The sequence below is a fragment of the Agreia sp. Leaf210 genome, assembly GCF_001421485.1.
Taxonomy (GTDB): Bacteria; Actinomycetota; Actinomycetes; order Actinomycetales; family Microbacteriaceae; genus Agreia.
This window is the reverse complement of record NZ_LMKK01000002.1, coordinates 769,693-784,343: the sequence shown is the minus strand read 5'-3', so window position 1 is coordinate 784,343 and position 14,651 is coordinate 769,693. Positions and strand designations below refer to the sequence as shown.

13 protein-coding genes are annotated in these 14,651 nt (G+C 68.1%); 10 read left to right on the top strand and 3 right to left on the bottom strand.

The window, feature by feature from the left end; genetic code table 11:
- The first annotated feature begins 124 nt into the window (after positions 1–124).
- Positions 125–1,663 (top strand): CitMHS family transporter, encoded by a 1,539-nt coding sequence (locus ASE64_RS09695; RefSeq protein WP_055779332.1) that lies wholly within the window; start codon positions 125–127, stop codon positions 1,661–1,663.
- Positions 1,664–1,776: 113 nt separating this feature from the next.
- Here the strand turns inward: ASE64_RS09695 and ASE64_RS09690 are convergent, their stop codons facing one another.
- Genes ASE64_RS09690 through ASE64_RS09680 form a run of 3 tightly spaced genes read right to left on the bottom strand, consistent with a single transcriptional unit; the run spans position 1,777 to position 3,675 of the window.
- Positions 1,777–2,325: a gluconokinase gene (locus ASE64_RS09690; protein WP_055779328.1), complete on the bottom strand. Its 549-nt coding sequence runs from the start codon at positions 2,323–2,325 to the stop codon at positions 1,777–1,779.
- Complete coding sequence (locus ASE64_RS09685) at positions 2,325–2,642, bottom strand: putative quinol monooxygenase (protein ID WP_055779326.1); 318 nt, start codon at positions 2,640–2,642, stop codon at positions 2,325–2,327. The genes ASE64_RS09690 and ASE64_RS09685 overlap by 1 nt, the downstream gene beginning before the upstream one ends.
- Entirely contained in the window at positions 2,635–3,675 is a 1,041-nt protein-coding gene (locus tag ASE64_RS09680) for a substrate-binding domain-containing protein (protein WP_055779322.1), read from the bottom strand. The genes ASE64_RS09685 and ASE64_RS09680 overlap by 8 nt, the downstream gene beginning before the upstream one ends.
- A 239-nt stretch (positions 3,676–3,914) precedes the next feature.
- Here ASE64_RS09680 and ASE64_RS09675 point away from each other — a divergent pair, with 239 nt between their 5' ends.
- From ASE64_RS09675 to ASE64_RS09635, 9 genes are all read left to right on the top strand, one after another.
- Entirely contained in the window at positions 3,915–5,267 is a 1,353-nt protein-coding gene (locus ASE64_RS09675) for an NAD(P)H-dependent oxidoreductase (RefSeq protein ID WP_055779319.1), read from the top strand.
- Positions 5,268–5,454: 187 nt separating this feature from the next.
- On the top strand, positions 5,455–6,510 hold the full coding sequence (locus tag ASE64_RS09670) for a sugar ABC transporter substrate-binding protein (RefSeq protein WP_055779316.1): 1,056 nt from the start codon (positions 5,455–5,457) through the stop codon (positions 6,508–6,510).
- A gap of 115 nt (positions 6,511–6,625) precedes the next feature.
- Positions 6,626–8,227 carry a sugar ABC transporter ATP-binding protein gene (locus ASE64_RS09665; protein WP_055779313.1) on the top strand — a complete coding sequence of 534 codons (1,602 nt, stop codon included), beginning with the start codon at positions 6,626–6,628 and terminating at the stop codon, positions 8,225–8,227.
- Positions 8,224–9,267, top strand: a complete 1,044-nt coding sequence (locus ASE64_RS09660; protein WP_055779310.1) for an ABC transporter permease — start codon at positions 8,224–8,226, stop codon at positions 9,265–9,267. The genes ASE64_RS09665 and ASE64_RS09660 overlap by 4 nt, the downstream gene beginning before the upstream one ends.
- Positions 9,264–10,226 (top strand): NAD-dependent epimerase/dehydratase family protein, encoded by a 963-nt coding sequence (locus ASE64_RS09655; RefSeq protein ID WP_055779307.1) that lies wholly within the window; start codon positions 9,264–9,266, stop codon positions 10,224–10,226. The genes ASE64_RS09660 and ASE64_RS09655 overlap by 4 nt, the downstream gene beginning before the upstream one ends.
- On the top strand, positions 10,223–11,143 hold the full coding sequence (locus ASE64_RS09650) for an NAD(P)-dependent oxidoreductase (RefSeq protein ID WP_055779304.1): 921 nt from the start codon (positions 10,223–10,225) through the stop codon (positions 11,141–11,143). The genes ASE64_RS09655 and ASE64_RS09650 overlap by 4 nt, the downstream gene beginning before the upstream one ends.
- Positions 11,136–12,026, top strand: coding sequence for an amidohydrolase family protein (locus tag ASE64_RS09645; RefSeq protein ID WP_055779301.1), 891 nt, complete (start codon positions 11,136–11,138; stop codon positions 12,024–12,026). Before ASE64_RS09650 ends, ASE64_RS09645 begins: the two co-directional genes overlap by 8 nt.
- A gap of 62 nt (positions 12,027–12,088) precedes the next feature.
- Complete coding sequence (locus ASE64_RS09640; RefSeq protein WP_055779298.1) at positions 12,089–13,573, top strand: cryptochrome/photolyase family protein; 1,485 nt, start codon at positions 12,089–12,091, stop codon at positions 13,571–13,573.
- 38 nt (positions 13,574–13,611) lie between these two features.
- The gene (locus ASE64_RS09635; protein ID WP_156351752.1) at positions 13,612–14,646 is read left to right on the top strand and encodes a hypothetical protein; all 1,035 of its coding nucleotides are present in this window, start codon (positions 13,612–13,614) and stop codon (positions 14,644–14,646) included.
- Positions 14,647–14,651: the final 5 nt, after the last annotated feature.

Genomic DNA, 14,651 nt, shown 5'->3' with positions numbered 1-14,651 from the left:
CGCTGAACCCGCGCTTTGCGCAGAAGGTCCTCCAATGAGACATACCGCGCGGTGCGCGCGAGAAGTCCATAGATTCGCGTGATCCGGTTGACGAAGAACGTCTGCCGCAGACAAAGGAGTCGAGATGCACCCTGTTCTCACTGGCCTCGCGGCCGCCGCCGAGGAGGAAGGCTACGACCTGGCCTTCACGCCATCGGATGGCACGCTGGTCGTGCTCGGGTTCGTGATGGTGCTGGCCTTCATGGCACTCATCATGACGCGTCGACTCACCCCGATGGTCGCACTGATCGTCGTGCCCACCATCTTCGGTCTCTTCGCAGGTGCGGGCTTCGGGCTCGGCGACATGGTGATCGACGCGATCTCGTCGATGGCACCGACGGCCGCGCTGCTCATGTTCGCGATCATGTACTTCGGCATCATGATCGACGTCGGCCTGTTCGATCCGCTCATCCGGCTGATCACTCGTCTTCTCGGAGACGACCCGGCGAAGGTGGTGCTGGGTACCGCCCTGCTCGCGGGTGCGGTGTCTCTCGACGGCGACGGATCGACGACCTTCATCATCACAACGTCCGCCATGCTGCCCATCTACCTGCGGCTCGGAATGAGCCCGGTGGTGCTCACCTGCGTGGCCGGTCTGATGAACGGCACCCTCAACATCGTGCCCTGGGGCGGACCGACGGTGCGCGCGGCATCCGCTCTCTCGCTCGAGCCGACGGACATCTTCGTGCCCATGCTGCCCTCCCTGGGCGCCGGACTCATCATCACCCTCGCGTTCGCCTGGTTCCTCGGTCTGGGGGAGCGCCGCCGCCTGGCCGGGTCGATCGACACGTCACGTCTCGACGGAACCCGCGGCGACGGCATCTTCGGTGGCCCCCGCCTGTTCCGCGGCGCGGGCTCGAAGCCCGGCGCCGCCGCCACGCTGCACACCGGCAACATCGTCGCGGTGCGCGGCGCCCGAGGCGGGGTCGCAGCGGCGGCGCTCGTCGAAGATGCAGACACGGCCATGGCCGACACGATGCTCGACCCGAACCGGGCGACACTGCGCCCGAAGCTCATCTGGTTCAACCTCATTTTGACGGTCGCCGTCATGGTGCTGCTCGTGCTCGACCTCTTCCCGCTCGCGTTCGTGTTCATGGTCGGCGCCTCGATCGCGCTGATCGTGAACTTTCCGAAGCTCAAGAGCCAGGCCGACGAGATCGTGGCTCACGCGCCGTCGATCGTCGGCGTCGTCTCGATGGTTCTCGCCGCCGGCGTGCTGGTCGGCGTTCTCAACGGCACCGGAATGGTGACGGCGATGGCCTCGTGGATCACCGAGGTGATCCCGGCGGAGATGGGCCCGTTCCTCGCCGTCATCACGGGTGTGCTGTCTATTCCGTTCACGTTCTTCATGTCGAACGATGCGTTCTACTACGGCATCCTGCCGGTGCTCGCAGAGAGCGCGTCGCACTTCGGGATCGCTCCGGTCGAGATGGCCCGGGCGTCGATCACGGGACAGCCCGTGCATCTGCAGAGTCCGCTCGTGCCGGCCATCCTGCTGCTCGTCTCGCTCGCCAACGTGAACCTCGGCGATCACCACAAGAAGGTGCTGTGGCGAGCCGTGATCGTCTCGCTGGCGATGCTCGCCGTCGGAGTGCTGGTCGGCTCGATCCCTCTGCGCGCCTGACGCGCGCCGCCCCGGACTGCGGGAGTCCGCGCCTGTTCGGCGCATCCGCTGCTGGTCGACCAGCAGCGCATAGACCGAACGGGCGCGGATGCCGCGGGCTCGGCTCGTGCGCGTTAGCGTGCGGCGGCTGGGCGCACCACTCGGTAGGCCGCCGCGACGATGTCGCCTACCTCGGCGTCGACCGAGACGTCGGCTCCCGTCTCGTCGGTCTCGAGGGGTTCGAAAGCGGCGAGCTGGGAGTCGAGCAGAGATGCCGGCATGAAGTGATCGGCGCGGGCGTTCATGCGGGCCGCGATGAGCTCGCGGGATCCCGACAGGGTGACGAACACGGTGGTGGGCTCGACCGCTCGGATCGTGTCGCGGTAGGTGCGGCGCAGCGCCGAGCAGGCCAGCACGAGTCCGCTGTCGACATGCGCGGCGAGCACCTCGCCGATGCGCACCAGCCAGGGTTCCCGATCGATGTCGTCGAGCGGCAGCCCCGCCGCCATCTTCGCGACGTTCGCCTCGGGGTGCAACGAGTCGGCGTCGATGAAGGGAACCTCGAGGCGCTGAGCCAGCAGCGCGCCGACGGTCGACTTTCCCGAACCGGAGACGCCGCCCACGATCACGAGCTCACGGCCGACGGCGTCGTCGCTGCGGCCGCTCTCGCCGACCGCAGCCATCAGAGCTTGCCCTGGTAGCTGCTTCCCGCAGGAATCGGCGAGAGCAGGGTGATCTCGGGAGCAGACTCGAGCAGGCCGACCAGAGTCGCGTTCATGCGCGCCACGATCTCGCCCGCCCCGTGGGCCTCGAGGTCCTCGGCCGAGCTCCACTTCTCGAGCATGATGATCGTTCCATCGGGAGCGTCGTGAATGGCGTAGAGCTCGCATCCCGTCTCGGTGTGCACCTCGGCGATACCGGCCGAAAGCGCCTTCACGAGGTCATCGTGCGCGCCGGCGACCGGGCGGAAAGTGACGGTGACGACGACTGCTTCAGACATGGGACTCCTGGGGGTCGGGTGCAGCGCTGCTGCTGCGCGAAACGAACTCGGCCTGCACCTCGATGAACCGCGGGCCGACGGGCAGCTTGCCCTGCATGCGGCCCAATACGAGATCAACAGAGTGCCGGGCCAGCATATCGATCGGCTGGCGGATGACGCTGAGCGGCGGCGAGACGAGCTCGGTCCACGGATTGTCATCGAAGACGACCACCGACAGCTCGCGCGGAATGTCGACGCCCATCTGATAGAGCTGGCGCATGCTCGACTGCACCTGCGCGGTGTTCGCGACCAGCAACGCGGTCGGCCGCTCGGCGAGAGGCATGGCGAGCAGTGCGGCCACCGCGTCGGCTCCGGCATCGCCACGGAACGGCACACCTCGAACGAGGGCGGGGTCGGCCGGGATGCCCGCGGCCGTCAACGCCGATTGGTACCCGGCGACGCGCGCGGCGCCCGTCGACGTGCTGAGGGGTCCCGAGATCACGGCGACCCGACGGTGGCCGAGGGCGATCAGATGCTGAGTGGCGCTGGCGGCCGAGGCCTCGTTCTGGATGCTGACGACGTCGGTGTTCTCGAGCGATGCGATCGACCGGTCGACGAACACGAGGTCGACTCCCACGTCTTGCAGTCGCGACCACTGATCGATGTTGTCGCCGGTGGGGGTCGCGATGACGCCTCCCACCGATCGGTCGAGCAGTGTGGCGAGCGTCTCCGCCTCGATGTGCGGATCCTCCTGGGTCGTGGTGAGCACGACCTGCACGCCGCGGCCCCTGGCCTCCCAGACGATGCGGTCGGCGAGGCGAGCGAAGAACGGATTGGTGAGGTCGGCCAGCATGAGGCCGATGGTGAGGCCCGCCCCGTTGAGTTCTCGGGCGGCCGCGCGCGGGCGGAAACCCAGCTCGGCGATGGCCGCGACGACCTTCTCTCGGGTGGCGACCGCGACGGGCCCCGAGCCGTCGTTCAGCACGCGTGAGACGACCGACACGGAGACACCAGCGGTCGCCGCGACGTCTCTGATGGTCGGTGCCTTCTTCACAGGACCCCTTCGTCGTCGGTGTGGTGTGCGTTCGCGTCTCCGTCGCCACAGCTTAGGGTGCGAGCCCTTTTCTGAGCGTTCGAACCGGTCTGTTGACACATCGTATCAGCCGGTGGTACAAAAGTGGTACCGGTTCCACTCCGGGTGAATTTCAACCGAATCAAGCGCGACGAGGATGTCGTGAGGCCACCATCGCCTCTCCTCCTCCGACACGAATCGCACGGATCAGAGAGGTCAACGTGAATCTGCACAAACTGCTCGAAGAACGAGAGCGCGAGGGCAAGCCCATTCGCATCGGACTCATCGGCGCCGGCCGCTACGGCACGATGTACCTCTCGCAGGCCCGCAACATTCCGGGCGTGCACGTCGTGGCCATCGCCGACATCAATGTCGAGCGGGCGAAGGGCGCCTTCGCGCTCGTCGACTGGCCTGCAGACCAGATGGCGGCGGACATCCCCGAGGCCCTGGCCAACCGCACGACCACGATCGTGGCCGACGCCTCGCTGCTCTTCGACGCCGACATCGACGTGATCGTCGAGGCGACCGGAAACCCGATCGTCGGCATCCGGCACGCCCTCGCCTCGATCGAGACCGGCAAGCACATCATCATGGTCACGGTCGAAGCGGATGCCCTGGCGGGGCCCGCCCTGCAGAAGCGCGCCGAAAAGGCCGGGGTCGTGTACTCGATGGCCTACGGCGATCAGCCCGCTCTCATCATGGAGCTCGTCGACTGGGCTCGCACCAGCGGCTTCGACGTGGTCTGCGCCGGCAAGGGCGCGAAGTTCCTCGAGCACTACCACCAGATGAACCCCGACAACGTCTGGGAGAACTGGGAATTCTCGAAGGAGCTCACCGACTCCGGTCAGCTCAACCCCTACATGCACACCAGCTTCCGCGACGGCACCAAGGCGGCCATCGAGATGGCCGCCGTCGCCAACGCCGCCGGTCTCGTCCCCTCAGACGAGGGCCTCACCTTCACGCCTGGCGACGTCGAGGAGATCGCGACGATCAGTCGCCCCACATCGCTCGGCGGTGCCCTGGCCCACGAGGGCACAGTCGACGTGATGTCGAGCGTCAACCGCGACGGCTCCTGGATCCCTCACAACACCCAGGAGGGTGTCTACGTGGTCGTGAAGGCGACCAACGCCTACGTCTCGACCTGCTTCGACGAGTACCCGTGGCATCCAGACCCCACCAAGCAGTACGCGGCGCTCTACCGCCCCTATCACTACGTGGGTCTCGAGCTGAACGTGTCGATCGCGAACGCCGCGCTGCGCGGCATCTCGACCGGCCAGCCCGACGGCTTCTACGGAGACGTCGTCGCGACCGCGAAGAAGGATCTGAAGGCCGGCGAGTTCCTCGACGGCGAAGGGGGCTACACCGTCTACGGCAAGCTCGTCTCGGCGAAGCACTCCGTGGCCACCGGTGCGCTGCCTGTCGCCCTCGCCCACCACGTCGAACTCCGCAACGACGTCGCCCAGGGCGAGACCGTCGGCTGGGACGACGTGATCATGGACGACTCCCTCGCCGAAGCCCTCGAACTGCGCCGCGAAACCGAAGCGCTGCTCGTCGACTCCTCACCCTCCCGCTGACCCGAGCGGAAGAGCTGCGGCTCAGAGCCGCATAGCTCAGAGTCAACCGGGGATCATCCGGGGATCGTCCTCCCCTGAACACCCGCACCGGATGCGACTGCCAGAATCGATTTCGAGCAGTCGGCGTGCGGCATTCTCACCCTCAACACCCACGGCACGACAACCTTCCAATGAAGAAAGGGACCTCATGAAGATCCGCACCCTCGGCGTCGCCCTGGCCGGAGGAGCAGCACTCGTTCTGCTCGCCGGCTGCACCGCCACACCCGACGGCGACACCGGGTCGGCGACCGGCTCAGCCGGTTCGATCGTCTCGCTCGTCGACGCGTCGAAGACCACCAAGGTCGACGACGTCACCGCCGAGCTCGGCAAGCCCTCCGTTCCCGACGGAGCCAAGCTCTGCTACGTGACCCGCACACTCTCGAACGAGTTCTGGGGCTACGAGCGCGACGGCTTCGAGAAGCGCGCCAAGGAACTCGGCGTCGACTACCAGACGTTCGACGTGACCGACGAGTCGTCGATCACCGAACAGCTCGACAAGGCCAAGAGCGCCATGAACCAGGGCTGCTCCGCCCTCCTCGCCTCGCCGATCTCGGCGACCGGCCTCGACTCCGTGTTCGAGTCCGCCCTGGCCGACGGCATCCCCGCCGTCGTGCTCAACGACGCCAAGAGCTCGGTGCCCGGAGTCGTGTACGTCGGCCCCGATGCGACCACGATCGGCGCCACGGCGGCCGACTACATCGCCGAGAAGCTGCCCGACGGCGGCAAGGTCGCGATGATCGAGGGCGACCCCGGCTCGAGCAACGCGATCAACCGCGGCGACGGCTTCACCAAGCAGATCGCCACACACCCGAACCTGCAGATCGTCGCCTCGCAGACGGCGTCGTGGGATCAGACGAAGGCCCAGGAGATCGCCACCACGATGCTCACCGCCAACCCCGACATCAAGGCGTTCTACTCGCAGAACGACGGGATGGCCCTGGGCGTGCAGGCCGCCATCGACGCCAAGGGGCTCACCGGCCAGGTTCTGCTCGTCGGCACCGACGGCATTCCCCAGGCCAAGAAGCAGATCGCCTCGGGCGGGTTCACCGCCACGGTGAGCGAGCTGCCGACCACCGAGGGCGCGACCGGCGTCGACGTGGCGCTCTGGCTGCTCGCCGGCAAGAAGGTTCCCGGCTGGGTCGACGTGCCCGCGTTCATCGTCGACAGCGCGAACGTCGCCGACTACCCGACCGGCATGCCGTAACCATCCATGATCCGGTGGGCGCCCGACCCGGCGCCCACCGGCATCCAGGCCCCTCGTCACCCGGCGCGGGCTGACCGCACCCGACGCACCAGACCGACGCATAGAAAGGTGAACCATGGCCGAGCACTTGCTCGTGGTTCGCGACATCGCCAAATCATTTCCGGGAGTGCGCGCACTCGACGGCGTGAGCTTCACGCTCGAACGAGGGGAGATCCGCACCCTGGCCGGAGAGAACGGCGCAGGCAAGAGCACCCTCCTGGGAATCCTCGGCGGCGCGTTGCGGCCCGACCGCGGCTCGATCACCATCGACGGTGTGCGCCGCATGGAGTACACCTCGCGCCGCGCCCTCGCCGAGGGTGTGCGCATCGCCCAGCAGGAGCCGGCCATCGTGCCGCAGCTGAGCGTCGAACAGAATCTGCTGCTCGGTCTCACCCGCCAGCAGCGCAAGGCGTCGGCCGACGACATCGACCGGGCGCTGAAAGACGTGGCGCAGATGGGCTTCCCGATGGATGCGCGCACGCCCGTCTCGCGGCTGAGCCCCGCACAGCGGCATGCGCTCACGATCGCCCGGGCCTTCGCCTTCGGCGCGAAGATCGTCGCGCTCGACGAGCCGACCACGAGCATGCTCGAGCACAACGTGGCCGAGGTGCTCTCGCGGGTTCGCGAGATCGCCCACGGTCGCGGTGTCGGCGTGATCTATGTGTCGCACAAGATGCCCGAGGTCATGAGCGTCTCCGACACCGTCGTCGTGCTGCGCGACGGCAAACCCGCCTTCGACAGGCCGATCACCGAGACCTCGTCTGACGACATCGTCCGGCGCATGGTCGGCCGCGAACTGCTCTCGTTCGAGCGGCAGCATCCGGTCGATCCCGCGGCGCCCGTGCACTTCGAGGCGAGTGAGGTGAGCCACCCCACCTCCAGCGCACCGCTGTCGATCTCGGTCAGAAAGGGCGAGGTCGTGGGCATCGCCGGGCTCGTCGGCTCGGGTCGCACCGAGTTCCTGCGGTCGATCATCCGTGCCGACGAGGGGTCGCGCAGCAACGTGACCATCGCGGGCAAGTCGGTGAAGATCCGCTCACCGCGCGACAGCCGCACGGCCGGCATCGCCTTCATCCCCGAGGATCGCAAGGCGCAGGGCCTCGTGCTGCAGACTCCGGCCTACGCCAACGTCGCCCTCACCGCCGACGGTCAGCTCAACGGCTTCGGCCCCTTCATCAGCAAGAAGAAGCAGATCGCGATGGCCGAGGCGATGGGCAAGCGTATGTCGCTGCGGCCGGCGAACGTCACGCTCAACGCCCGGCAGTTCTCGGGCGGAAACCAGCAGAAGCTGGTGATCGCCAAGTGGATCTGGCTGGGCGCCACCGTCTACCTCTTCGACGAGCCCACCAAGGGCGTCGACGTGGGAGGCAAGGTCGAGATCTACGAGCTCATCGACCAGCTCGCCTCAGAGGGCAACGCCGTGATCGTAGTTTCGAGCGACCTTCCCGAGATCATCTCGATCAGCGACCGCGTGCTCGTGATGCGGGCCGGAGAGTTCGTCTCCGAGCACACCGGCGCCGACATCAACGAGCACAGCATCGTGGCCAATGCCATGGGCGTCTCGTCGGTGTCGCCGCAGAACGAGGCGGCACTCGCAGCTTCCGTCCCCTCCCCAGAACGTACTGACCCCGCAGACACCGGCGCCGACGCTTTCGGCGCAGCGAAAGGAACATCATGAGCAGCGCAACCCCAGACGGGATCGCCCTGCGACCCCGCAGGCAGATCAACTTCCAGGCGTTCGGCATCTACATCGCGGCGATCGTTCTCTTCATCGTGCTGGGGCTTCTCAATCCCAACTTCCTGACCGCGGGCAACCTGCGCGATGTCGCGGTCTCGGCCAGCGTCAACGCCATCATCGGCATCGGTCTCACCTTCGTGATCATCACAGGCGGCATCGACCTGTCGGTCGGCGCCATCGCCAGCTTCGTCGGCATCGTCAGCGCGACGCTCATGGTGAACGGCGGGATCCCTCCGGCCATGGGCCTGATCGCGGGCATCATCCTCGGCATCGTGTGCGGCGCCGTGAACGGGCTGCTGATCACCAAGCTCCGGCTTCCTCCGTTCATCGCCACCCTCGGAACGATGAGCGTCTTTCAGGGCTGCGCCTACGTCGCGACGAACGGAAAGCCGGTCTACGACGTGCCGAAGGAGTTCGTTCTGCTGCTGAACAGCTACGTTCTCGGAATCCCCGTCGTGGTCATCGTGGTCGCGGTCGTCGCCGTCGGCGCGGGGTTGCTGCTGCGCAAGACCGTTTTCGGCCAGAACGTGATCGCCGTGGGTGGCAGCGAAGAGACGGCCTGGCTCTCGGGGGTGCGCGTGCACCGCGTCAAGATCGCCGTGTACTGCCTGGCCGGCGGCCTCTCGGCGCTGGGCGGACTCGTGATCGTGGCCCGCATCAACGCGGCGCAACCCGACGCAGGGTCGCCGTATCAGCTGACCGCCATCGCCGCGGCCGTGATCGGCGGCGCGAACCTGATGGGCGGTGAGGGCCGCATCGCGGGAACCCTCGTCGGCGCCGTCATCCTCGGCGCGCTCACCAACGGCCTCGTTCTGCTGAACGTTCCGAGCTTCTACGAGCAGATCGTCACCGGACTCGTGGTGCTCATCGCCGTGTCGCTCGATCAGGGCAGCAAGGGCTGGCCCATGCTGAAGCGCAGCAACAAGAAAGATCTCACCGCGGCTCCGCCGACCGCGTCGACCTCGGCCGTGCGTTCGTGACGGGCGCGGCCGGGCCGCTCGCGTCGCTCAACGGCGCCGCCGTCCTCGTGACCGGCGGCTCCGGGCTCATCGGCCGGGCGGCCGTGTCGGCGCTGCTCGCCGAGGCCGCTCGGGTCACGGTCTTCGATCGTGCGGATGCCCCGGGTTCCGAGCGTGAGTCGGTCACGTTCATCGCGGGCGACGTCACCGAGCAGGCCGCCGTGCGTTCCGCGGTCGCAGACATGGATGCCGTGGTGCATCTGGGCGGGTACGCAGGCCTGGGCATGGCCGACGCCGTCGAGACCTACCGGGTCAACACGATCGGAACGTTCACGGTGCTGGCCGAGGCCGCCGCTGCGGGAGTGCGCAAGATCGTCTACGCGTCGAGCATCAACGCGAACGGGTACCCGCTCGGAAGCGACGAGGTGCTGCCTCCCGTCTTCCCCTACGACGAAGACGCGGCCCCGCACATCTCCGACGAGTACTCCCTCTCGAAGCTGGCCGGTGAAGACGCCGCCCGCATGGTCGCGGCCCGCTGGGGCGTCTCCGTCACGGGGCTGCGCTTTCCGCTGGTGCGCGACATCACCGCCGACGGCGGGCGCGTCTTCGGCGCGCACCTGAGGGCCGCTCTTGCGGGCGACCCTCGGCGGCAGGCGGCCGAGGGCTGGAGCTACCTCGATGTCTCGGATGCGGGGCGCTCGATCGTCGCCGCGCTCCTCGGTGACACACCGCCCGCGCCGGGGATCCTGGTGGCCGCGCCCCTCACCTATCTGACGACTCCCACCGAGGAGGCGCTCGATCTGTTCGCTCGGTCTGTGCCGCGTCGACCCATCGCGGGGCGCGGAGTCGGACTCGATCTCGGTCGTTCGCGTGAGTTGCTGGGCTTCGAGGCGTCTGTTCTGCTCGACGAGGTGGCGTCCGATCAGCTCGTCGACCTGACCGCCGTCGATCCGGGCGCCGAGGGCGAGGTGCGCGCGTGACCGTCGCCGAGGCATCCGGCCGCTCGTCGGCACCGGTCTCGCTGCTCGGGCTCGGCCCGATGGGCGAGCCGATGGCGCGCAGCCTGCTGGCCGCCCTCGGAAAGCTGACCGTGTGGAACCGCACGGCATCCAAGGCCGACGGACTGGCTGCTCTCGGCGCGGTCGTCGCGGGAACACCCCGCGAGGCCGCTGCCGAGGTGACGCTGACCGTGTTGCCCGATCTCGCGCAGGTTCGCGGGCTGTTGGACGGCGCCGACGGCCTGCTGGCCGGATGGGCGGAACGCGGCATCGAGCATCCGGTACTCGTGGTGCACGGAACGGTCTCGGCCGTGGCTGTCGCCGACTTCGCCGCCGAGATGATGCGGCTGCACGGCGTCTCTGTCGTGGATGCGCCGCTGAGCGGTGGCACGATCGGCGCGCGCGACGGCACGCTCAGCATCATGGTCGGGGCAGACGAGGCGGTGCTGCCCCGGGTGCTTCCTCTCTTCGGCCACATGGGCACGACCGTGCGCTTTCTGGGCCCGAGCGGAGCCGGCGCCCTGGCGAAGGCGTGCAACCAGATCGTCGTCGCGGGGGTAGTGACCGCGGTGTCGGAGGCGATGCTGCTGGCGCGCTCGGCGGGGCTCGACCTCGCCGTGCTGCGTGAGCTTCTGCAAGGGGGGCTGGCCGCCACGGCGGTGGTGCAGCAGAAGGGGCAGAACTTCATCGACGAGGACTTCGCGGCCGGGGGCAGCGCCACGAATCAGCTGAAGGATCTGCGCTTCATCGATGAGGCCGCGCGGGCGCGGGGGCTCGAACTGCCGGTCACCTCGGCCGTGACCGGGCTGTTCGAGGAGATGATCGACTCGGGTCGCGGCGAGCTCGACCACACGGGGGTCTACCTGACTATCGAGGAGCACGGAGTGAAGAATGGCTGAGCTGCAGATCGTCGACGCGCACCACCACCTCACCGACCTGAGTCGGTCGTATCCCTGGCTCGAGGGGCCAGCAGAACCTTTTCGCTATCACGGCGACGACCGCCCGCTGCGCCGCTCGTACTCGCTCGACGACTACCTCGCCGACACGCGCGGCTTCGAGCTCATCGGCTCGGTGCACATCGAGAACGGCGCCCTCTCGCCTGAAGACGAGACCCGCTGGATCGCCGCCGTGGCCGCCGAGCGGGGCCTGCCGAGCGCTCACGTCGCGAAGGTCTCGCTGCTCGACCCGGATGCCGCGGCGCAGTTGCGCGCGCACGCAGAGGTCGGCATCGTGCGCGGCATCCGCGACATCCTCAACTGGCACCCCGACCCGGTCTACACGCACCGCGATCGCGCCGACATCATGACCGACCCCGTGTGGCGAACGAACTTCGCCTCGCTGTCCGGCCTCGGGCTGTCGTTCGATCTGCAGGTGTTTCCGTCGCAGCTGCTGGAGGCCGCCGAGCTGGCCGCCGAGCACCCCGAGGTGAGCATCGTGCTCGACCACGCGGGCATGCCCATCGGGCGCGATCGGTCGTCGCGCGCGGAGTGGGCGACGGGAATGAGATCGCTTGCGGCCCGCGAGAACGTGGTGACCAAGGTGTCGGCGCTGGGAACGAACGATCACGACTGGACCAGGGAGTCGATCACGCCCTTCGTGCTCGAGACCATAGAGATCTTCGGGCCGTCGCGCACGATGTTCGGCAGCAACTTTCCTGTCGACAGCCTCTACTCGAGCTTCGGCGAACTGTTCGATGCTTTCGACGAGCTCACGACGGACCTGTCCGACGAAGAGAGACACGAGCTGTTCGTGGCGACGGCGACGCGTGCCTACCGGCTGTGAAGCGCCGGCGCCACCTTGTCAACGGCGGCGGCCGCGCGGTGCGCTCGGCCTAGTCTGAGCCGGTGACCTCCTCTGCCCGCACCCGCTGGATCTTCGCCGGACAGCTCGGCCCCCTCTTCGACGATGGCGGCCCGATGATGATCATCGAGGCCCGCTCCGTGTTCGGGCGGCGACCCATGCACCGGGCGAAGGCGCATCTGTTGCTCTCAGCCATGCGGCACCGTGCCGCCGACCTCGGCGATCGCGTCGAGTACCACCGGGTCGAGCGCTACTCCGACGTGCTCGACAGTAGAAGCAGCGGCGACGACCTCGAGGTGATCGATCCCACCTCGTGGGCCGCGCGACGCTTCGTGCGCGAGCGAGGCATCCATGTTCTGCCGAGCCGCGGCTTCGTCACGAGCGAGGCCGACTTCGCCGTCTGGGCCGACTCGCGTCAGGGCAAACGCCTGTTGCTCGAGGACTTCTATCGCGGCGTGCGCGAGCGAACGGGCGTGCTGATGCGCGGCGATCAGCCCGAGGGCGGCAAGTTCAACTTCGATCACGACAACCGAAATCCGCCGCCGAAGAACGCCGCCGGTCTCGGGCTTCCCGATCCGTGGTGGCCCGTCGAAGACGAGATCGACGACGAGGTGCGTGCCGACCTCGACCGCTGGCAGAGCGAGGGTGCCGTGCAGCTCGTCGGCGACGACGGCCCGCGTCGCTTCGCCGCAACCGCCGCCGAGGCGGAGCAGGCGCTCGCCGACTTCGTCGAGGTGCGCCTGAACGACTTCGGCCCCTTCGAAGACGCCATGCTCTCGGGCGATTGGACGATGTCGCACTCCCTGCTCAGCGCCCCGATGAACCTCGGCCTGCTCGACCCGATGCACGCCATCGAGACCGTCGAGGCCGAGCACGCCGCCGGCCGCGCTCCGCTCTCGAGCGTCGAGGGCTTCGTGCGCCAGATCATGGGATGGCGCGACTATGTCTGGCACCTCTACTGGTATCTCGGCGAGGGGTACCGCACCGGCAACAACGCCCTGGATGCGCGCCGGCCGCTTCCCGAGCAATTCCGGCTTCTCGACGCGGCGGCCATCCGGTCGAACTGTCTGCGGGAGACGATCGACGGGATGCGCAGGCACGGCTGGGCCCATCACATCCAGCGCCTGATGGTGCTCGGAAACTGGGCGTTGCAGCACGGCTACGACCCGGTAGAGCTGAACGACTGGTTCGTCGACATGTTCGTCGACGGCACGCCGTGGGTGATGCCCGCGAACGTGATCGGCATGTCGCAGCACGCCGACGGAGGCATCGTGGCGACGAAGCCCTACGTCTCGGGTGGGGCGTACATCGACCGCATGTCGGACTATTGCGGCGGGTGCGAGTTCAATCCCAAGGTGCGCCTCGGCGAGAACGCGTGTCCGTTCACCGCCGGGTACTGGGCGTTTCTCGACCGGGTCGAGCCGCGCATCCGGCACAACCACCGCATGGCGCAGCCGCTCAGCGGGCTGCGACGGCTGGCCGATCGCGAGGCGGTCGTCGATCAGGAGCTGCACCGCGACTCGTGGTGACGGTGCAGGTGCCGCCGGTTCTTCGATACGGTCGAATCATGACGTGGCGACGCAGGGCAAGAGTGTTCGCCGCTGTTCTTCTCGGATCGACGGTGCTCGCGTCGGGCCTCGCCGGATGCTCTGTTCTGCTGCCCAAGGCACCCGAGTCCGTGTCGGCGGCAGCTGCCACCGCCGAGGAGTCGCTCTCGGGAGTGCCCGGCGTCGCATCGGTCTCGACCGAGGTGACTCTGCGCGACTACCGAGGCGAGGGGTCGATCTCCGAACCCGACGCCTGGGTGGTGATCCTCACGGTCAACGCCGCCACGGGTGGGCGCGACCTCGAGCGTGCGGCCGACGAGGTCGTCGACGCGCTCGTGCAGGCTCGGACGGATGCGCACATCACCGCGGTGATCGTCGCGCCGCAGCTGGCGGGTGACGTGGATGCCGAGATCCTCTTCGACGAGGACCTGCACGCCGGGGTCGCGGCCGAACGGGTGACGGCCGCGCGAGAGTTGTCGGCCGTCGACGGTGTGAGCCGGGTGACTGTCGGGCGAGATGACAAGCCTCCGAGGTTGGAGGCGGTCGGGCTCGACGAGTGGCCCGAGGTGGCGACGGCGATCCGCGCGGTCCCCGGGTTCGGCGTCGGCGCGTTGCAGAACCCGTCTCTCATCGCTCCGATCGACTCGGGTGAGTCGTGGTCGGGCGATGGCTCAGACGGGGTGCACCTCGAACTCGGGGCCCGGACGCCCTCGCCTTCGATGATCGAGGAAATCACCCGGCTCGCCGCAGAGCGCACGGTGCGCTCGATCTCGTTCTCCTCGGGAGAGGCTCTCCTGCCGACGGGCCATGCCGCCGCGGAGCGGTCGTCGGTGACCGTGGATGTCGAGACGAGCGCCGACGCCGAGAAGCTCGCGGATCGTCTCGCAGGACTCGTCGATCAGCGGTACTGGACGCAGGGATCGGGCCGACCGTCGTTTCAGGTCGTGTCGCCCGTGGGGGACAGTGCAGACAGCTCGGCCATCGTCGGTTACGTCGGATTGCCTCGCGGATCGGCGGAGCCCGACGACCTGCCGGCCGCGACAGGCGTTCGGTAGGGTGC